Origin of the sequence: Clostridium sp. CAG:221 (assembly GCA_000435835.1) — a bacterium.
Classification (GTDB): Bacteria; Bacillota; Clostridia; order Clostridiales; family Clostridiaceae; genus Clostridium.
In genome coordinates this window covers 12,233-32,890 of the sequence record FR883426.1, presented here as the reverse complement: position 1 = coordinate 32,890, position 20,658 = coordinate 12,233, and the positions used below count along the sequence as shown (strand labels likewise).

Annotated in this window: 17 protein-coding genes, 1 tRNA gene and 2 pseudogenes; 5 read left to right on the top strand and 15 right to left on the bottom strand. The window is 27.8% G+C overall.

All coding sequences use genetic code 11. The features are described from left to right. A pseudogene (gene eno / locus Q5O44_RS13075) lies at positions 1-1,233 on the top strand (phosphopyruvate hydratase); the annotation flags it as partial. Between the two features lie 176 nt (positions 1,234-1,409). Here eno and Q5O44_RS13070 read toward each other — a convergent pair. Then, positions 1,410-2,222 (bottom strand): ZIP family metal transporter, encoded by an 813-nt coding sequence (locus tag Q5O44_RS13070; RefSeq protein ID WP_022168884.1) that lies wholly within the window; start codon positions 2,220-2,222, stop codon positions 1,410-1,412. A gap of 192 nt (positions 2,223-2,414) precedes the next feature. Between Q5O44_RS13070 and Q5O44_RS13065 the strand changes: the two genes are divergently transcribed. After that, positions 2,415-2,497 (top strand) — tRNA-Leu (locus Q5O44_RS13065). A 31-nt stretch (positions 2,498-2,528) separates the two neighbouring features. Here the strand turns inward: Q5O44_RS13065 and Q5O44_RS13060 are convergent. From Q5O44_RS13060 to Q5O44_RS13045, 4 genes and pseudogenes are all read right to left on the bottom strand, one after another. Further along, the gene (locus Q5O44_RS13060) at positions 2,529-2,663 is read right to left on the bottom strand and encodes a hypothetical protein (protein WP_302638082.1); all 135 of its coding nucleotides are present in this window, start codon (positions 2,661-2,663) and stop codon (positions 2,529-2,531) included. A gap of 44 nt (positions 2,664-2,707) precedes the next feature. Next, positions 2,708-3,190: pseudogene (locus Q5O44_RS13055) on the bottom strand (amino acid ABC transporter ATP-binding protein); the annotation flags it as partial. After that, positions 3,171-3,530 carry a hypothetical protein gene (locus tag Q5O44_RS13050; RefSeq protein ID WP_302638080.1) on the bottom strand — a complete coding sequence of 120 codons (360 nt, stop codon included), beginning with the start codon at positions 3,528-3,530 and terminating at the stop codon, positions 3,171-3,173. The pseudogene Q5O44_RS13055 and the gene Q5O44_RS13050, both read right to left, overlap by 20 nt. Then, the gene (locus Q5O44_RS13045; protein WP_022168881.1) at positions 3,440-4,255 is read right to left on the bottom strand and encodes a hypothetical protein; all 816 of its coding nucleotides are present in this window, start codon (positions 4,253-4,255) and stop codon (positions 3,440-3,442) included. Before Q5O44_RS13045 ends, Q5O44_RS13050 begins: the two co-directional genes overlap by 91 nt. Positions 4,256-4,496: 241 nt before the next feature. Here Q5O44_RS13045 and Q5O44_RS13040 point away from each other — a divergent pair, with 241 nt between their 5' ends. Beyond that, a complete protein-coding gene (locus tag Q5O44_RS13040) occupies positions 4,497-5,393 on the top strand; it encodes a DMT family transporter (RefSeq protein WP_022168880.1) in 897 nt (298 codons plus the stop codon). Between the two features lie 76 nt (positions 5,394-5,469). On the opposite strand, the gene Q5O44_RS13035 is transcribed toward Q5O44_RS13040, so the two are convergent. The 6 genes from Q5O44_RS13035 to Q5O44_RS13010 all read right to left on the bottom strand — a co-directional run bounded on the left by Q5O44_RS13035 (position 5,470) and on the right by Q5O44_RS13010 (position 15,272). Continuing rightward, a complete protein-coding gene (locus Q5O44_RS13035) occupies positions 5,470-7,098 on the bottom strand; it encodes an alpha-glucosidase (protein WP_022168879.1) in 1,629 nt (542 codons plus the stop codon). Between the two features lie 194 nt (positions 7,099-7,292). Next, positions 7,293-7,709, bottom strand: a complete 417-nt coding sequence (locus Q5O44_RS13030) for an SbcC/MukB-like Walker B domain-containing protein (protein WP_022168878.1) — start codon at positions 7,707-7,709, stop codon at positions 7,293-7,295. A gap of 146 nt (positions 7,710-7,855) precedes the next feature. Continuing rightward, positions 7,856-8,956, bottom strand: coding sequence for an IS200/IS605 family element RNA-guided endonuclease TnpB (tnpB, locus tag Q5O44_RS13025; RefSeq protein ID WP_022168877.1), 1,101 nt, complete (start codon positions 8,954-8,956; stop codon positions 7,856-7,858). A gap of 668 nt (positions 8,957-9,624) precedes the next feature. Beyond that, entirely contained in the window at positions 9,625-12,345 is a 2,721-nt protein-coding gene (locus Q5O44_RS13020; protein ID WP_022168876.1) for an AAA family ATPase, read from the bottom strand. Then, complete coding sequence (locus tag Q5O44_RS13015; protein ID WP_022168875.1) at positions 12,346-13,527, bottom strand: exonuclease SbcCD subunit D; 1,182 nt, start codon at positions 13,525-13,527, stop codon at positions 12,346-12,348. It abuts the gene before it with no gap. A 77-nt stretch (positions 13,528-13,604) separates the two neighbouring features. Next, entirely contained in the window at positions 13,605-15,272 is a 1,668-nt protein-coding gene (locus Q5O44_RS13010; protein ID WP_022168874.1) for a diguanylate cyclase domain-containing protein, read from the bottom strand. A gap of 336 nt (positions 15,273-15,608) precedes the next feature. Here Q5O44_RS13010 and Q5O44_RS13005 point away from each other — a divergent pair, with 336 nt between their 5' ends. Further along, positions 15,609-16,457, top strand: coding sequence for an MBL fold metallo-hydrolase (locus tag Q5O44_RS13005; protein WP_022168873.1), 849 nt, complete (start codon positions 15,609-15,611; stop codon positions 16,455-16,457). Positions 16,458-16,550: 93 nt separating this feature from the next. Here the strand turns inward: Q5O44_RS13005 and Q5O44_RS13000 are convergent, their stop codons facing one another. From Q5O44_RS13000 to truA, 3 genes are read right to left on the bottom strand one after another with little or no spacing between them, the layout of a single operon-like run. Next, entirely contained in the window at positions 16,551-16,961 is a 411-nt protein-coding gene (locus Q5O44_RS13000) for a hypothetical protein (RefSeq protein ID WP_022168872.1), read from the bottom strand. 4 nt (positions 16,962-16,965) lie between these two features. Beyond that, positions 16,966-18,963: a molybdopterin-dependent oxidoreductase gene (locus Q5O44_RS12995; RefSeq protein WP_022168871.1), complete on the bottom strand. Its 1,998-nt coding sequence runs from the start codon at positions 18,961-18,963 to the stop codon at positions 16,966-16,968. A gap of 22 nt (positions 18,964-18,985) precedes the next feature. Continuing rightward, complete coding sequence (truA, locus tag Q5O44_RS12990; RefSeq protein ID WP_022168870.1) at positions 18,986-19,735, bottom strand: tRNA pseudouridine(38-40) synthase TruA; 750 nt, start codon at positions 19,733-19,735, stop codon at positions 18,986-18,988. 261 nt (positions 19,736-19,996) lie between these two features. Between truA and Q5O44_RS12985 the strand changes: the two genes are divergently transcribed. Then, positions 19,997-20,221: a hypothetical protein gene (locus Q5O44_RS12985; protein ID WP_022168869.1), complete on the top strand. Its 225-nt coding sequence runs from the start codon at positions 19,997-19,999 to the stop codon at positions 20,219-20,221. Positions 20,222-20,469: 248 nt separating this feature from the next. Here Q5O44_RS12985 and Q5O44_RS12980 read toward each other — a convergent pair. Beyond that, on the bottom strand, positions 20,470-20,658 hold a 189-nt coding region (locus tag Q5O44_RS12980; RefSeq protein ID WP_302638072.1), incomplete at its 5' end, for a hypothetical protein.

Genomic DNA, 20,658 nt, shown 5'->3' with positions numbered 1-20,658 from the left:
CCTACAGTAGAGGTAGAAGTTATCTTAGAAGATGGTAGTATGGGAAGAGCTGCAGTACCATCAGGAGCTTCAACTGGTATTTATGAAGCTGTAGAATTAAGAGATGGTAATAAAGACTACTTTATGGGTAAAGGGGTTAAAACTGCTGTTGCTAATGTAAATGATATAATTGCCAAAGAATTAATTGGATATAATGTATTTGATCAAACTGCCATTGATAAAAAACTTATGGAGCTTGATGGAACTGATAATAAAGGCAAATTAGGTGCAAATGCTATTCTAGGAGTTTCTTTAGCTGTTGCTAATGCTGCTGCTAACTTCTTAGGGTTACCTCTATATCAATATGTTGGAGGCGTAAATGCTAAGGTTCTTCCTGTACCTATGATGAACATAATAAATGGTGGCTCTCATGCAGATAACTCTGTGGACTTACAATAATTTATGGTAATGCCTGCTGGCTTCAATTCATTTGATGCAGCAATCCAAGCTTGTGCTGAAGTATATCATTCATTGAAAAAAACTTTAAATGAAAAAGGATACTCAACTGGTGTAGGTGATGAAGGCGGATTTGCTCCAAATTTAAAATCAAATGAAGAAGCCATTGAAGTAATACTAGAAGCTATTACTAAAGCAGGATATGAACCTGGTAAAGACATGTTTATTGCCATTGATGCTGCTTCATCAGAATACTACAAGGATGGAAAATACGTTTTAGAACATGAAGGTAAGACTTTAACAGCATCTGAAATGGTTGATTTCTTAGAAAGCTGGGTTAATAAATATCCAATTATCTCTATTGAAGATGGTATGGCGGAAGAAGACTGGGAAGGTTGGAAGCTACTTACTGAAAGAATTGGTAAAAAAGTTCAATTAGTAGGTGACGACTTATTTGTTACTAACACTAAGAGATTAGAAGAAGGAATTGATAGAGGCGTTGCTAATTCTATCCTTATAAAGCTAAATCAAATTGGAACTTTAACAGAAACTTTAAATGCTATTGAAATGGCAAATAGAGCTGGATACACTGCTGTTATTTCTCATAGATCTGGTGAAACAGAAGATACAACTATTGCCGATTTAGTTGTTGCTGTAAATGCTGGTCAAATAAAAACTGGTGCTCCTGCAAGATCTGAAAGAGTTGCTAAATACAATCAACTTATCAGAATTTCTGAAGAGCTTGGAGATGTGGCAGAATTCAGAGGATTAAATGCTTTCTTTAACATAAAAAAATAATAACTATTTAATAAAAAGGTATTGCCTCAGCAATACCTTTTCTAATTATCCATAATTATCAATTCTCCATTTTCCATTATCAATTATTCTCTTAAACTCTGTCAGGAGTTTATTCCTAAATTTTTAATTTTTAATTTTTCATTCTTCATTTTTAACTTTTCATTTTTCATTTTTATTTACCCCAGTGCCACATCTAAAACCATCATAAGAATAAATCCTAAAATCAATCCCAAAGTAGTAAGCTTTTTATTTTCTATTGATGCTTCTGGTAATAATTCTGCTCCAACTACAGCAATCATTGCTCCTGCAGAAAAAGCTAAAAAGAATGGCAACATACTCCTAATAGTTATAGATGCAATTACGCCTAATACTCCAGCAATAGGCTCTACAATACCAGATGCTTGTCCATAAAAGAAACTTTTGGCTCTTGATAATCCCTCTCTTCTTAATGGCAAAGATACAGCTGCACCTTCTGGAAAATTTTGAAGTCCAATACCTAATGCCAAAGTCATAGCTGCTGCAACAGATGCACTAGGTATTCCTGCTGCTACTCCACCAAAGGCTACCCCTACTGCTAATCCTTCTGGTATATTATGCAATGTTACAGCTAAAACAAGTAAGATGCTTTTTTTATAACTTTTACTTGTTTCTAAACTATTATTATTTACTGGTATGACTCCATATGAATATTTATCCATAAGCATATCTGCAAAAATTATAAATACTCCACCAGCAAAGAAACCTATTGCTGGTAACATAAACTGACTATAGCCCAACTCACCACATAATTCTATAGCTGGATTTAGCAATGACCAAAAACTTGCTGCTGTCATTACACCTGCCCCAAATCCAAGCATTGAATTTAATATCTTTCTATCAACATTTTTAAAGAAAAATACAAGTGCTGCTCCTAAGGCAGTTACAGCCCAAGTAAATATAGTTGCCGTTAACCCTTGTAGTACTGGACTTAAACTACTAAACCATTCCATTCTTCTTTAAGTATTCTCCTAAAACTAGTTTTCTCTACATTATATTGCAATATTCTTACATCTGTTCCCTTTATATTAGAATATAATCAAAATTCCTACTAGGTAATCAATTTACATTTCTGTAACTTTTATTATAGTTTAGTTGACATTATAATAACTTCATGATAATATGATTAAGTAATATTTTTACAAGCCGCCATGGCGGAACTGGCAGACGCACATGACTCAAAATCATGCGGGCAACCGTGTGGGTTCGATTCCCACTGGCGGCACCAAAATACCTATTGCAAATGCAATAGGTATTTTTTATATATTTTCTCTTATCTTCTTATTATCTTTTTTATCAATGTTATATAAGATAAACATTCCTGTAAATCCAATGGATACAGAAATTGTTGTAATAATCCAAACAGTTTTTATATTAAAAAGAAGCATAGCCAAAAACTATGCTCATTTATCCATTCTTATCATGAAAATTTATTTTTTTACATAACAGCACTTAAAAAGTTTATACATCTATCACTTTTTGTATTAGCAAAGACTTCTTCAGGCGTCCCTTCTTCTACAATGTATCCTCCATCCATGAAAATCACCCTATCTGAAACCTCTTTTGCAAATCCCATTTCATGAGTAACAATAACCATTGTCATTCCTTCTTTAGCTAAATCCTTCATTACATTCAATACTTCTCCAACCATTTCAGGATCTAAAGCTGATGTTGGTTCATCAAATAATAATATTTTAGGTTCCATGGCTAATGCTCTGGCAATAGCTACTCTTTGCTTTTGCCCTCCTGATAAACTATTAGGATATTGATTCTTTTTATCTTCTAATCCTACTTTTTTTAATAATTCACAAGCTTTCTTTTCCGCTTCCCTTTTATCCTTCTTTTTTAATAGTTTAGGTGCCATTGTTATATTGTCCAAAACAGTTAAATGAGGGAACAAGTTAAAGTTTTGAAATACCAGTAGTATTAGCATCAGCACAATAAGATTTATATAAACCATGAATTGAATCTAAATTCTTGCTATAATGCTCTAATGATTTATTTAGTGCTTCTTCATGCTCAGCACTTCCTGCCGCATAACTATTAGCAATAAGATTATAGTACATAGATTCTAAGTAATTATTGTAATCATTTAAAGCATCTTGAGCTAATAACATATAAGATACATTATTTCCACTATTTAATACGTTATAGTCCTTTTGTCCCCATTCTAATAATAATCTATGTTCAATTCCTGTATTTTCATACCATCTTGAGTATGAACCTTCCCATCCAGAAATATTATCTGAAATAGACCACATACCTTTACCTTGATCATTTTCTGAATTTTATGATTTGTATAATTATCTTCTACTGTACGCTTAGATATTTCTTGATCATACTCTTTTAATGTTTTAAATCCAGTATATGCAGAATCAACTTCATTATCAGTATCATAACCATCTTCTACCAGTCTTAAATCTGCATAAACAGAATAATCCCACCAATTATAGCCATTTTTTTTCGTCTCAAGCTTTACGTATTTATAATCTTTAACATCAATTGTTACTTTCTTTGCTGTATAACCTTGCTTAACTGTAACTGCATCTCCAACTTGTTTCCATTGATCTGAATCTAAATCAGATAAATAAATAAATTTAGAATTATTTGTTACTGAAGTAGAATCTTGACTTGAATTTGCTCCCCCTTGTCCTATAGTAACTTTTGTAGAACTATCATCACCATCTGATAATAAATTCACTTCATTTCCATTTGAAAAACCTTCAAAATCCCTTTGCATTTGCTCAATTGAAACACCACTTAATTCTGGTAAATTAGTGCCAGAATTATCAGTTGTATTTTCATTAGCATCACTATCATCTGAATTTTCATCAGAATCATCTTCTAATCCATGTCCTTCTGAAAATTCATTATAAATATCTTTAGTAATAGCATTTACACTTTCTACAGCACTAGGACTACTATTTAAAACAACACTAGTAGCAAGTGCCCCAGCTATCAGTCTAGAAATTTTTTTACGATTCAAAATTATTCCCTCTCCGTAAAAATAGCATATAACATATTTAAACAATAATTACTATTTTTAAATAATAAATCTTTTAAATTTCCACAAATAATATACTATACTATACATTTTCACTCAATGTCAGATTTTCACATATAGCTCATAAACCATTACATTTTTAAAATTATTTCATATTAATGTCTATAAATAAATATCTATATTATAATAAGTTAGTATAACAATATTTAAAGGAGTGAATAATATGAACTTAAATTCAAGAACTAAAGGAATACTTTTAGTAATTGTAGGTACAATGTTATGGGGGATATCTGGTACCGTAGCACAATTTTTATTTCAACAAAAAGGCTTTGATACAGAATGGCTTGTGGTTGTTAGGTTATTAATATCTGGTTTTTTACTATTACTTTATGGATACATAAAAAAGGACAAGAACATAATAAATATATGGAAATCAAAAGAAGATAGCATAAAACTTATACTATTTGGTGCCATAGGAATGCTTGGAGTACAATATACATATTTTGCTGCCATTAAACATGGTAATGCTGCCACTGCAACTATTCTTCAATATTTATCACCTGTTATTATTACTTGTTATTTAATTATTCGTAATAAAAAATTACCTAATATTAAACAATTAATTGCCATAGGTTTAGCCTTAATTGGTACCTTCTTTATAATAACAGGAGGAAATATCCATAGCTTATCACTTTCCCACTTAGCATTATTCTGGGGAATTTGCTCTGCATTTTGTTCTGCAATTTATACTTTACAACCTGTTAATTTACTAAAAAAATATAGCTCTATATCAGTGGTAGGCTGGGGTATGGTTATTGGTGGACTAGCTTTTAGTTTTATACATTCACCTTTTGACTTCTCTGGCGAATTATCATTTATAACTATTATTTCATCTGCATTTATAGTAATCTTTGGAACACTAATTGCTTTCTACTGTTATTTAGAAAGTCTTAAGTACCTTGTTCCAACGGAAGCTAGCATATTAGGATGTATAGAACCTTTATCTGCCACTATTTTATCTGTTATATGGTTAAATGTTCATTTTGGTATAGCTGAATTTATAGGAACAACTTGTATAATTTTAACTGTGATAATATTATCTTTTTCAAAAGAGAAATAATTTAACTGCCAGATCAATATAAATTAAAATTGACCTGGCAGTTTTACTATCCATTTATCAACACTTTTTTCTTTAACTATTTTACTCTGTACATTATAGCTTCATATGGTCTTAACTTTAAATCTTTCATTAAAATACTTGAATCTTTATAGTTGCTTAATAATATTTCTACATTATTAAAATCTTCTTTAAAGTTTAAATTAATTTCCTTATTATAAAAATTACAAACCACCACTATTTTATCTCCATTTAGTTCTCTACTATAAGCAAAAACATTTTTATATTCTGGCAATAATAATTTATAATCACCATAAATTATGGTATCATTATGTTTTCTTATATCTATAAGCTTTTTATAATGATAAAAAATTGAATCTTTATCTTGTAAGCAATCTTCAGCATTTATAAATTTATAATTTTTATTAACTTTTAACCACGGCTTTCCTGTAGTAAATCCTGCATTTTCTGTAGAATCCCATTGCATTGGAGTTCTAGCATTATCTCTTCCCTTTGCATAAATAGAAGCCATTATTTCATCATGAGAATACCCCTTAGATATTCTATCTTTATACATATTTAAAGTTTCAATATCATTATATTCATTAATATCTTCAAATCTTACATTGGTCATTCCAAGTTCTTCTCCTTGATAAATATAAGGAGTTCCCTTCATTCCATGAAGAAGTGTTGCAAGCATTTTTGCACTTTCTACTCTGTATTCTCTATCATTTCCCCATCTTGATACTATTCTCGGTAAGTCATGATTATTCCAGAAAAGACTATTCCATCCTTCACCTTCAAGTTCTGTTTGCCATTTAGATAAAACTTTCTTTAAATCCAGTAAATCTAATGGTTTTACATCCCATTTTTCTTTTCCTTCAATTTGATCTAATCCAATATGTTCAAATTGAAATACCATACTTAATTCTTTTCTTTTTGGATTTGAATAAAGTTTAGCAATTTCAGGAGTGGCTCCCCATGTTTCACCTACTGTTAATAAATCATGTCCTTCCAATGCAGCTTTATTCATTTCTTGTAGATAATCATGTAATTTAGGTCCATTTCCTGTTATCATTTCATCTGGAACTTTGCCAATAAGGTCAATAACATCCATTCTAAATCCACCAATTCCTTTATCAATCCAGAAATTCATCATCTTATAAACTTCATTTCTAACATTTTCATTTTCCCAATTTAAATCAGGTTGTTTCTTGCTAAATAAATGTAAATAATATTGATCTGTTGATTCATCATATTGCCATGCACTACCACTAAAACATGATCCTAAATTATTGGGTTCATGTCCATTTACTGGATCTCTCCATATATAATAATCTCTAAATTTATTATCTTTAGATTTCTTTGCTTCAATAAACCATTTATGCTCATCAGAAGTATGGTTAACAACTAAATCCATAAGAATTTTAATTCCTTTTTCATTGGCTTCCTTTAAAAGTTTTTCCATATCATCCATTGTTCCAAACTCGTCCATAATATCGCAATAATCACTTATATCATATCCATTATCATCATTTGGAGATTTATAAACTGGACTAAGCCAAATTACATCTATTCCAAGCTCCTTTAAATAATCTAATTTTTCTCTAATACCATTAATATCACCTATTCCGTCACCGTTACTATCATTAAAGCTTCTTGGATATATTTGATATACCACTGAACTATGCCACCATTTTCTTTCCATATTTATTTCCTCCACATTACAAATACCGCTTTTTTCTATTTATATTTTTATAATGTGATTATACATAAGATTAATAAATATTACTTGTAAAATTAAGGCTTTTTATAATACAATACTGCTATTTATTATAAATATAAATAAGCTACCCATATTTTTTAGTAGCTTATTTAATAAAATTTTTTACTAGTTTCACTTTAATTATTTACAATAAACTTTGCATGACTTCCACTTTTACCAAGAGTAACTTCTAACCTTGCATCTATTCTTTCCCTTAGCTCTTCAACGTGAGAAATTATTCCTACTAATCTTCCTAAATCTCTTAAGTCCATCAATGAATTAATGGCTGCATCTAAGGATTCTGGATCCAATGTTCCAAAACCTTCATCAACAAACATGGTTTCAATTTGAACTCCTCCTGCATAACTTTGAATAACATCTGCAAGACCTAATGCCAATGCAAGAGAGGCTTTAAATCCTTCACCACCTGATAATGTACTAACATGTCTTTCTTTACCTGTATATGCATCTATTATTTCAAGCTCTAGTCCTGACTGCTTGTTACCTTTACCTTTTTCTATTTTTCTTTTTAATGTATATCTGTCATTGGTCATTTTAGAAAGTCTTATATTGGCAGCCTTTATAATGTCCTGAACCTCCCACGACTAAAGTCGCAAGGTTCTTGGTCGATAGTACCAATGTACTAAGCATAACCAAGCTATCCCCGTAGTTCCTACGGTTCTTATATATGCTATCTATTTCATATAGTAATCCTTCTTAATCCTTCATTTAATATATTTATCGCTGCATTTATATCTCTATTATGATTAGTTCCACATTTAGGACAAATCCATTCTCTAATATTTAAATCTTTTACTTCTTCATTTTTATATTCACACTTATTGCATAACTGTGAACTTGCAAAGAATTTATCTACTTTAATCACTTTTCTACCATACCAACTAGCCTTATATTCTAATTGTTTTATAAATTCTGACCATGATACATCTGATATTGATTGCGCAAGTTTATGATTTTTAACCATATTCTTAACTTGTAAATCTTCAATACAAATAATATCATTTTCTTTTATTAATTTAGTAGATAACTTTTGTAAAAAATCATTTCTTTGATTAGATATATATTCTTGAAGTCTTGCTACTTTTAGTCTTGCTTTATTTCTATTTGAACTACCTTTTGATTTTCGAGATAATTCTCTTTGTAATTTAACAAGTTTATTTAATGACTTCTTTAAATACTTTGGATTTTCAATAGTTTGACCATTGCTTGTAATACAAAATTCTTTAATTCCTAAATCTAATCCAATATTACTATTAGCATTTTCAAGTTTCTTAATTTCTACATCTGTACAACATAGTGAGACATAATATTTTCCACTAGGCTCTTTAGATATAGTTGCATTAAGTATTCTTCCTTTTGGTACTTGTTTATCTCTAATTTTAACCATACCAAGCTTAGGTAATTTAATATACCCCCTACAATACCTTATATTTCCATTAGTGAAATTAGTTCTATATGAAAACCTATTAGTTTTTTTAGATTTAAACTTAGGAAAACCTATCTTTTCTTTAAAGAATTTTTTATATGCACTTTCTAAATCTTTCAGTGAATTTTGTAGTGAAAACTTATCTGGCTCTTTTAGCCATACCAATTCTTTCTTTAAATTAGTTAAATCAGAGCTACATTGCTTATATGAATAAGTTTCTTTATTGTTTTCATATAATTCAATTCTTTTAGCTAAATATCTATTATATATAAACCTACAACAACCAAAAGTTTTATTAATTAACTCTTCTTGTTGTTTGTTTGGATACATCCTAAACTTATAAGCTTTTTCCACTACATTCACCCCTTCAACTTTCTTTTCAGATTATAAATATATATTTTGGTCAGTTATTTTGTATTTTCTAATAGCATAATAACAAAATAACTAAAAACCCAAATATATCCTCTCCTGAATAACATTAACTTATTCATGAATTTAAAGAAAGTATTTTCAAGGATTAATATTATATTTTTAAATAACATATATAAGAACTGTAAGTTCTTAACTTTAATCGTTTTTGAGGTTGTCGTTCACATAAAAACGCTACTTTTTATGCAGTTCTCTTATGAACTTCTTAATATTTCTATTAAGCACAGACTATATCTTATCCTACAGCATTACCTGTTTAGGTCTACCCACTTCCACTACCAATAGCTTGTAGTGTACTCCCCTCAAGAGGGATAGTCGTTGAAGTTTCTCCTTTTCGGAGCTTACCTGCTGATTATCCATTGTATAAGCACTTAGGATTTAACCTTATGCCATCTAACTAATTTTTTCTACTTTCGTAACCTTCACGCTTAACCTTATTTCATGTTTACGTTGTGGTTTAGTTAGCTTTAGGAATTTCCAGCAATTCAAGTAGTATTGGATAGGTCTTACCTATCTCTACATATAAATTTCTCTATATGCTGACTATTTAGGCTACTAACTCACGACTAAAGTCACGAGTGTGCGTAGCCATTCTAATCAAAATATGCAGCTAATACATATCTTTCAAAGGTTATTCTTTCTACATTATTACCATTGGCCAATTCAGATAATTCACCTATTACATTATAATGATTTTCATCATCTTTAATTTTATCAGTGATTTTTTCAATATATTTTAATGTATCTTTATTATTACTAATTCTTGAGTAAAGCTTTTTATTTTCAATATTATATTCATTTAATTCTTTTTCTTTATCCTTTAATTTATTATGAATTTCATCAACATTAATAATAGTTTTTCCTTCTAATTCACTGGAAAGTATTTGTAATTGATCATTTTTAGAACGTAATTTTTGATAATAACTTTGAATTGTTTTATCTAATATATTAATTTCTTCTTCATTTATTTTACTTTCACTGTATTTTTCATAGCTTTCAAAACCATTTTTACTTAGAGCTAAATTAAATTCATTATTTTTATTATTATAAATATCAGTCCATTTTTCCAAAGACCTATTATTTTGAAGTAATGCTTCCTTCTTTTCAGCTACGCTTTTTTGTATATTAGTTAATAAATCTAAAGCATCTTTTAAATCTTTCTCAACTTTAACTATTTTATTTTCAATTATTTTTATCTCATTATCTAACTGATTTTCACTTTCAATATCTTTAGGAAGTATTTCTTTAATTTCCAATAATAATGCTTTTTCCTTTTCCAGCTCAGTTTGTATATTTTGATATTTTAAAAGCTCCTCATTATATTTTTTATCTAGTAATTGTTGATTTTCCATTAATGTTTTTAAAAAATTTTCATCATTATTTTTGCCTTCTATTACTTTATCTATTTCCTTTATTTTTTCATTTAAAGCATCAATTTCTTTAGCTAAGCTTTTACCAATAACAATAATATTATCATTAAATATTTTTAAATTTTCTTCATTATACTGTATATCATTTATGTCTATTCCATTAATGTCTTTTATTTTTTCTAATTTATCATTTTCTATACTATCCAATTGATTTTTAATTTCATTATTAATAACAGTTAATTTATTTAAAACATCATCATGTACTGATTTTTCTTCTTCACTTATCTTTTTAAGTTGTTCTAGCTTTTCTTCACTTGGCACTTCACCTTTAATTGATGCTTTATTAGGATGATTAACTGAGCCACATACTGGACATGGTTCTCCTTCATTAAGATTTAAAGCCAATATTCCAGCCATTCCTTTTCTAAATAAAATTTCACTTTGTTCATATTGGTTTTTGGCTGAAATATATGTTTTTTCAACAGATATATATTTATCATACATTACAGTATGTTTTTCCTTTAACTCAAAGTATTTTTTTATGGCTTTATATACTTCTAATAAATACTCTTTACTTCTTTTTTTATCATCAATGGACTTTATTAACTGAACTCTTTCAACTTCCTTTTTAGATATTTCAATGATTTTATTTCTTAAATTATCTATCTCATCTGACACTTTATCAAATTGAGCCTTAGTTGAATTTTTTAAATTATTGTGCTTTTCTACTTCAACAACTAAATTAGTAACTAACTTTTCTTTTTCTTTATAAACATTATACTTTTCTTTTTTCTCTTTTAACTTACTTCTTTCTTCTATAAGTGTATTTTTATTATTATCCTCTTCTTTACATCTTTCATAATTAACTGTACATTCCTTAAGCTTTTCCAGTAATGAAGATACTTCTTTTTCAGTATTATTAATGTCCACCTTACTTGCTTCAATTTCTTTTTTTGCTTCTAAAATTGATTTTTCTAAGTGAAGTAAGTTTAAAGCTTTTCTACCTTGCTCTAAAATTACTTCTTTATCTTCTATTTCCTTTTTATTTTCTTCCATTAAATTTAATTCATTTGATATCTTATCTTTTAAATTAAATTTTTCATTAATTTCTTTTGCTTTAACTTCATCTTCTTTAATTTTAAATATTTCTTTATTGGAAGAATCTATAATCTTTTTTAAACTCTCCTCTTTAATTTTATCTTCATCTAATAATTGATGTAAAAGTTTTATTATTTCTAAAATATCTTTATTTTCAACTTTTATTAAATTTTTAAGAGCTTCATTATCTGCAAAATCAATTTTTGTTATATATGCTTCCCTTTTTTGCTTATCTGCTTCTATTTTTCTTTTTAAAACTAATTGCTTTTCCTTTAATTTATCTTGAAATTTTAAGAATTTTTCAGTTCTAAAAATATTTCTAAAAATACTTTCTTTATCTTTACTTTCAGCTTCTAATAATTTTCTGAATTCCCCCTGTGGAAGCATAACTATTTGTTTAAACTGCTCTGCATTTAGTCCTAATATCTTTTCTATTTCTTCTTTTGCTTCAGTGGTTTTAGTAATTACTTTTTCCTCTGGCAAATATAATTCCACAGTATGCTTCTTTTCTACCACTTGTACAGTTCCATTTTTTTTAACTTTTTCTACTTTTTGAGTGGGATATCTAGTAATTTTATATTCCTTATCTCTTACTAAAAATTCTAAAGTAACATATGAAACTTCACTTTTTGCTGCATGATCACTTTTTAAAGAATCTATACTTCTACTTTTACCACTGGCTTCTCCAAATAATGCAAAGGATATTGCATCAAAAATAGTTGTTTTTCCTGCTCCTGTAGGTCCACATATAACAAATATATTATTTTCCTTTAATAAAGAAAAATCCAATTCTTCTTTTCCTGCATATGGGCCAAAAGCATTAATTATAAGTTTTTTGGGTCTCACCTACTGCACCTTCCCCTCAATTTCCTCTAAAATATTAATTACTTCATTTTTTCTAACTTCATCTATTTCTTTTCCCTTTATATTAAAATAAAACTCATCAAATAGCTTATTTAATGTTTTTTCTTTAAAATTACCACTGGCAGATGTTTTGCTACCACCTTCATTTAATGATGAATTTACCATTTTTAATCCCATTATATTAGGAAAAACTGCCCTTAACTTTGATATTCCATCCAATATCTCACCATCATTAGTTAATTCTGCAAAAATATAATCATCTAAATTAGTTCCTAAATGATTTTCCCTTTTAACCAACTCTTCAATGGGACCTCTAATTATCCTTAAATCTCTTAATGGTTCAATTTCCTTTAATTGAACATTTACTTTTTTATCAGCTTTTATTTCCACAACAGGAATAGATTTTTTTTGTTTATATTCAGATATTGAATACTTTAAAAGTGAACCTGAATATCTAATTCTATCACTTCCAACCTTTTGTGGTCCGTGAAGATGGCCCAGTGCTACATAATCAAAGGAATTTAAAAGATTTCCATCAATTAAATCTGTTCCTCCAATGGATAATGGTCTTTCAGATTCACATATTTCTAAACCACCTCTATTTTCCTTATCTTCTGCTGAAAAAGTAAAATATCCATGGCTTATTAAAATATTACGTTCAGTTAAATTTATTGTTTTATTTATTTGGTTAATAATTGCCTTCATTGCATCATTATGAGTTTTTATTTCTTTGTCCTTATATATTAGCCTTACCTTTGCAGGATCAACATAAGGAAGTAAGTAAAAATTAACATTACCAAATTCATCTTTTAATGTAACCTTTTTAACTTCACCACTAAAGTTTCCTTCTATATATAATCCTTTATCAGTTAAAAGCTTATTACCAAAAGATAGTCTTTCAGCACTATCATGATTTCCTGCAATAGCTAAAACAGGAATCTTTAGCTCTAAAATTATTTTGCTAAGTATAGTATCCAAAAGCTCTACTGCTTCAGCTGGTGGAACTGATCTATCATATATATCCCCTGAAATAATCAGAGCCTCTATTTCCTGTTCTCTTAATAATTCCACTAATTTATCTAAATAATATTTTTGATCCTCTATCATTGAATACTCATTGACAATTTTTCCAATATGCCAATCAGCTGTATGGACTATTTTCATTTAAAAACCACATCCCATCACTTTCTTAAAGATTAAAAATAAAGTGTAATAATAACCATTATTACACTTTATACTACTTATCTTATATTACTTCTCTTTAACCTTTTTTTCAATTTAATCATATTTATTTCAGCCTTATTATATACATCATAAATACTTTTACTGTTTTTCAAAACTATAGCATACCCATATGAAATTCCTATCAAATCTATTTTTTCATCAGGCATATTCCTCTCAACATATAAAGAGAGCATTTCTTCACATTTGCTTATGGGCATATTTTTATTGCCTATTAAAACAAATTCATCAGCACCAACTCTATATAGTTGTCCATATTCCTTAAATATATCTGATAATACTTGTACATTATTTTTTATATATTCATTTCCTTTAAAAGGGCTTAAAGTTAAATTTACCTTTTTTAAATTATTTAAATTAAAAACAAATATAACATATCCTCCATATTTCTTTAAGGATCTATTTATTTCATACATTCTTTCATCAAAAGCCATACGATTAAATAATCCTGTAAGTGAGTCTATATATTTAAAATTTATATTTTCTTCATTTGAAACATCTACATAATAACATTCCTTTATTTTTTTTCCATAATTATATGAATATATTATTGTATAAATAATAACTGCTGATTCAAAAAAATAGCCTTCTTCACGAAATCCTAATTTATAATAAATAAATATATCAAGAAAACCTACCACTGATAATAATATTATGGATAACGGTTCAAAGCAATGCCTCTTATTTTTTTCATAATCTTTTATCCATATAACCATGCCAATAATTAAGGTAAGTATACATAACCCATGGAAAATAAAGATACCTTCTATATAATGCATCACATTAAAAACATGTAATAATGTACTTGTCACTATATATATTAGTAATAAACTTAATATTACATTTAACACCTTTATATATCGATTATTATAATTTTCTTTAAATAATAGTAAAAATATCACTGGAATGAAAAATAAGCTTAGTAGCTTTAGCTCTCCTCTTGGCACTACATCAGTGATAAATAATTCTAAAATTTCACTGGAAAACAATATCCAACAAGAAGTACAAAAATTTAGTAACGATAAATACAATACCTTTTTATAATTCATAGTATCATGCTTTTTTGATCCAAAATATATAGATATAAGTATTATACCTATGGAAAATAAAACTATTGCTGCTAGTATTTTATGTACCTTAGAAGATACTATATATATTATTTCATTACTTTTATCACCTAAAATTATACTATTTATTCTGCCATTATAATCAAGATACTCTGAACTAAATTCTAACTTTATATTTATATTATTTTCATTATGTGGAAGACTAACAAAAATCCAGCTGCTTTCCTTCTCTTTACCAAAAAGTTGCTTATTGCTTTTTCTTATTTTACTACTGCATTTTCCATTAATATAAATATCTATACTCTGTAGTTCGCTTCTTAATAATAATGTCGGATCATTATACCCTATGGTAGAAATATCCTTTTCAATAATTATTTTATCTTTTTTTTCAGTTTCTCTTATTACAACTGGTAAATTTATACTTTCCTTACTGTTATCATTCTTTAAGTATTGCCAACTAGTATTAATCTTTACAAGTTTTATTTCTTCACATAGGCTATTGATAATGTTATTTCCAAAAATATTTATAATCATCCCTAATAATAAAGCAATACTCAATATAAAAGTTTTTTTTATATTATGCTTTACTTTCTTTTTCATAAGCTTCTCCTTTAACTGAAAATCTTCAACACAATTCCATTATATACCTTTTTATCGCTTCTTTGTATATTTTTTCTCTTTTTCTTTATTTTTGCAACCTTTTATACCATCATTATTTATTATAGATTTTTACAAATTCATATTTTTTGATAAATCTAGTGTCTCTTTTATTGATTTTTATTAATAAATTTCATTTATAAATTTATATTATATAATATTTTTGAATATTATTCTATTTGTGTTATAATAAGGTAAATATTATGTTATGACTTACTTTACAAAATTAAGTATTTTATACATATGTTAGGGTAGAAATAATTATTAAGGAGGTATTTTATGAAATTTATTATTACAGGTTCAGGAGGATGTGTAAGCATTCCTAGACCTTTATGTACTTGTAAGATTTGTAATGAAGCTAGAGATAAAGGTTACCCATATGCTAGATGCGGATGTAGCTTATTTTTAGATGATATAAAATTATTAATTGATACTCCGGAAGATATTGGTCATGCATTAAATCACTGTAATATAAAAGAAATAAATTATTTGTCTTATAGCCATCTTGATCCAGATCATACTTTAGGAATGAGAATTATTGAACAATTAAGACTTAATTGGCTTGACTTATCTGTTAATAAAAAATGTGATAATCCAATAAATGTACTAGCTCTACCTAATGTATTAAATGATGTTAATGCCTTAAGTACAAAATACGGTTCTATTTTAGATTATTATGAATCTTTAAATCTTATAAAAAGAAAGCCTGTAAGTAAAAGAATAGTAATTAATGACATCAAAATAACATTAGTTCCTGCTAATGAAGAAGGTACAGTAACAATCTTTGTTTTTGAACAAAATGGTAAAAAACTAATATATGCACCATGTGATGTTAAACCATTTCCTAATTCAAGACTATTCAATGATGCTGATTATCTTATCATAGGTAATACTATCATTGGAAATAACCTTAAAAATAACTTTTATTTAACTAAAAATAATCCACTGAATTTAGAGTTATTTTCTTTTGAAGAGGTCTTAGAGATAAAAGCAAAATATAATATTCAAAATGTCGTATTCACTCATTTGGAAGAAGATTGGGGTAAATCATATGATGACTATCTTAATTTAGAGAAAGAATGTATTGCCGTTAAGTTTGCTTATGATGGAATGACTATTGAATTATAAAACCACATTACAAAATTCCTTTATCAATCTAGCTAAGTTTATAACTTCTCTTTAAATAAAAATAAGGCTGATGTCATTCATCAGCCTTATTTTTTATAATAATTCCTTAACTTCTTCTAAAGAAGCATTAATAGTAAATATCATATTTTCATCTATCTTCAATGTACATTTATCTGCTTTTTCTTTTATCTTATCTAAGTTTAATCCACCTTTATGTATTTCTTTAAATTTAGTAGCAGCTAAATTTACCTTGAAATTTAAATCTTTCATACCTGTTATTTTAATATCATTTGCACAGCTTCCGTTATTATTAATCTTTAATCCTATTATATTACTTCCTTTTCCCAATACCTCATTAGTTGGTATATAATCAACATCTATATTACCAGTTATAGTCATCCAACCTCCACTTAATTTTATTTTTGACATTAAGCTTACCTCATAATTTTCTGTTACAGCTTTTAATAAATTACCTAATTGATATAATGTTAATTCTTTTTCCATCTTTCTATTCTCCTTTTTCCTTAACTATGTCTACTAATGTCTCATTATAAGTTACTTGTCCTCCTATATCTGATATGCCTGATACAGTTATATAATTAGGATTACCGTGCTTTCTCCACCATCCAACATACATCATAACTATATTATCTCCGATACAGTCATCTATTATAATTTGTACAGTTATTTTCCCATTATCAGATATTAAGCTGACATTTTCTTCTTCATAAATATTTAATTTTTTTGCTTCTTTACTATTTATATATGCCTTAGCTGGACCTTTTTCATCCATAACATGCTGGCTAAATAATGTATCTTTACTATGGTTTGTTAGTAATCTAAATTTAGACTCTTCTTTATTATAGTTCATTTTATTAAAATTAAACTCTATTTTTCCACTTTTCGTTAAAAACTTTTTATCTTCCCAAGCTACATTCTTGTGAGGAGTAAAATAATTATTTTTTATATATTCTAAATCAATTTCCTTATGGATGCTTTTTAATGGCTTGATAACTTCATTAAGATATTCCTTTTTTTCTACCATTGGATAGCCTTTAAGCTCAAGCCTTCTGGCTATCTCTCTAAAAAAGTAATATTCATCCATTAACTCCTCTAATGGTTCTATAAGCTTTTCATTAAAAATTAAATATGGGTTAGTCATAGAGCTAAAAAGTAAATCTTCACTTTCTAATGTACTGGTGGCAGGAATAAATAAATCACATTCTTCAGCTGTATCTGTCATAAACATATCAATACATACCTTAAATTCAATTTTCCTAAAAGCATCCTTTAGCTTGTTTAAATTTGGCAACTGGTTTAATAAATTACTTTTAGTTATTACAGCCATCTTTAAAGGAACATTATCTTCCTTTGCCCCTTCCTGCTCTGGGCAATATATATTGTTTCTAGCATGTGCTTTTCCCTTTACAGCATCATTAATAAACTCACTGATTTGGCTCACATAAAATTCTCTGCTTTCTCCATAAGCAGCACTATTGTAAGGGTCAGTATTTAAAATATCTGGATAAACTCTGTTAGCATAATTAACACCGCCTCCACTAATACCTATTTGCCCTGTTATAGCACCTAAAAAGCTTATTAGTTTAATGGTATTTCCACCATTATAATACTTTTGCATACCATATCCCAATAAAATACTGGAGTGTTTTTCACTATAAAGCTTTGCTAACTCTTCAATTTCACTTACTTCTATACCACATATAAAAGACAACTTATTCATATCTAATGACAACAAGTAATCTTTATATTCTTCAAAACCATTTATATATTTCTGAATATAATCTTTATCTAGATAATTTCTTTCAATGATAATCTTTCCCATAGCTAATGCTAAAGCTTCATCTCCACCTGGCTTTACTCTTACATATTTATCAGCTATCTTTGCTGTTGAAGTAAAAATAGGATCTATAACAATGACTTTGCTACCATTAGCCTTAGCTTTTTTTATACTTTGCATAGTATGTATAGTAGTATTAGCTGGATTCTTGCCCCATACAAATATATTTTTGCTATGTATAAGATCATCCAATGAATGGCTTACTACATCTCCAAAAACCTGTTTTTGTGCATGTATACCTGCACTCCAACAAGGACCACCTTTTGCTTTTGATGCTCCACCATAAAAATTAAAGAATATGTCTCCTATACTCTTTAATAAAGAACCATTACCATACTGTTCATAATATAATACTGACTTAGGAGAATATTTATCTTTATATCCCTTTAACTTATGAACCATTATTTCTATAGCTTCATCAAAGGTAATTTCCTTCCACTTTCCCTTAACTTTTAATAAAGGCTTATAAATCCTCTTATGATGATTTAACCTATTTAAATGAGCCAGTCCCTTTTTGCAGATAAATCCCTTAGTATAAGGATGTTCCTTATCTCCTTCAATTTTAATGATTTTTCCTTCTTCAACATATACATTAAACTTACAACAATCAAAACAATCTAATGTACATCCATGACTTAGCTTATTCATTTCTCCACCCCAATATTTTTTTCTAGTATTCCACAGATGCCATACATAATCCTTTAGCAGGTGCTTTTTCTCCTGCACATGATCTTTGTTTAGCATTTAATATATCTACCACATCTGCTTTAGTAAGTTTACCTTTTCCTACTTCAATTAATGTTCCTGTTAAAATTCTCACCATATTTAATAAGAAGCCATTACCATTAAATTTAATTTTTATTATATTATTTTCTTCAGTAATATCTATGAAATTAATAGTCCTTACAGTGGACTTACCATTTTTAGGCTTAAGACTGGTAAAGCTTTGAAAATCCTGTGTTCCTAATAACACTTCTGCTGCTTCCCTCATTTTATTTATATCTAATTTTTCATTAATATGATAGGCATATCTTCTTAAAAAAGCATTAGCATAATTATTATTATCTATGGTATATACATAGGTCTTTGACACTATGTTTAATCTTGCATGAAATCTTTCACTAGCCTGCTTTATATCCTTTATCACTATATCTTCTGGTAGATACATTAATAAATATTTTTTCATTTCATCTATACTCATAGTACTGTTAGTCTTAAAGTTGGCAATATAATTATCAGCATGAACTCCTGAGTCAGTTCTGCCACAGCCTACAAGCTGTATTTCTTCACCAGTCATCTTTTCTAAGACTTTTTCTATTTTATCTTGAATTGTGGACACAGATGTTCCCTTAATATTCTGCTTCTGCCAGCCTTTATATCTTCCACCATCATACTGTATTATCATCTTTATGTTTCTCATTCTCTGTCTCCTCTATAATAATTGTCTTAATTATATATTCTATAATAACATATTGTTAAAATGCATTACATAATAATATTTTAAAAAAAATCCATATTTTTATTACATTATATGGAATTTTATTTCAAATAGAGTTATAATAATATCAAAGGAAAGAAAGAAAGAAGATGATTATATGAAATTTGTATTTAATGCAAGCCATGGATAGCGTTTTTTAGTCTTATTAAATTTATCTAATTATTTGAAAGAAGAGTGAATTTTATGGGATATAAAAATAATAATTATGACGATTACAGATTTGAATATAAGAATGATCATATACTAGTTTTGAAGTATTATACTCAAACTAAGAAATATGCTCCTTATACTTCTATGCTTAGCGAAAGAAACATCAGTGAAGAAACATTTAATAAGATTTGTGAAGATTGGCACACTAGGAAAATAGCCGAAGAAAAAGCTAGGGCTGCCCATAAACGTGCAAGCTAATTCTTTTGCCAAATTACACACCTAACTTAATATATATAATATATTTAAAAAATGTAGCAGACTATATAGACTTGCTACATTTTTTATTTATCTTCTTTTTAAATTAATGATTATGCTTTTCATATATAATCCTCCATGAGAATATTATTCCACTATATATTACTCTTAGTAATTCTTAATGTGCAAAAAAAAAGCATCTATTGCTGTGGTATAATAGATGCCTTTTGGCTTATATATTTAAATTATGACTATGTTTGTAGAGCTAATAAATAATATAAAAAGATTTTAGGATTTAATGTATTCAAAATATCTGTATCAAATGTGTGGTAAATACAGAATAGTGTTGTTAGCACATAATCATAATATATATAACTTTTTAATTGATAACAATTATCATCTTCATTTATTATGATAAACCTTTTATTAAAACCTGTCAA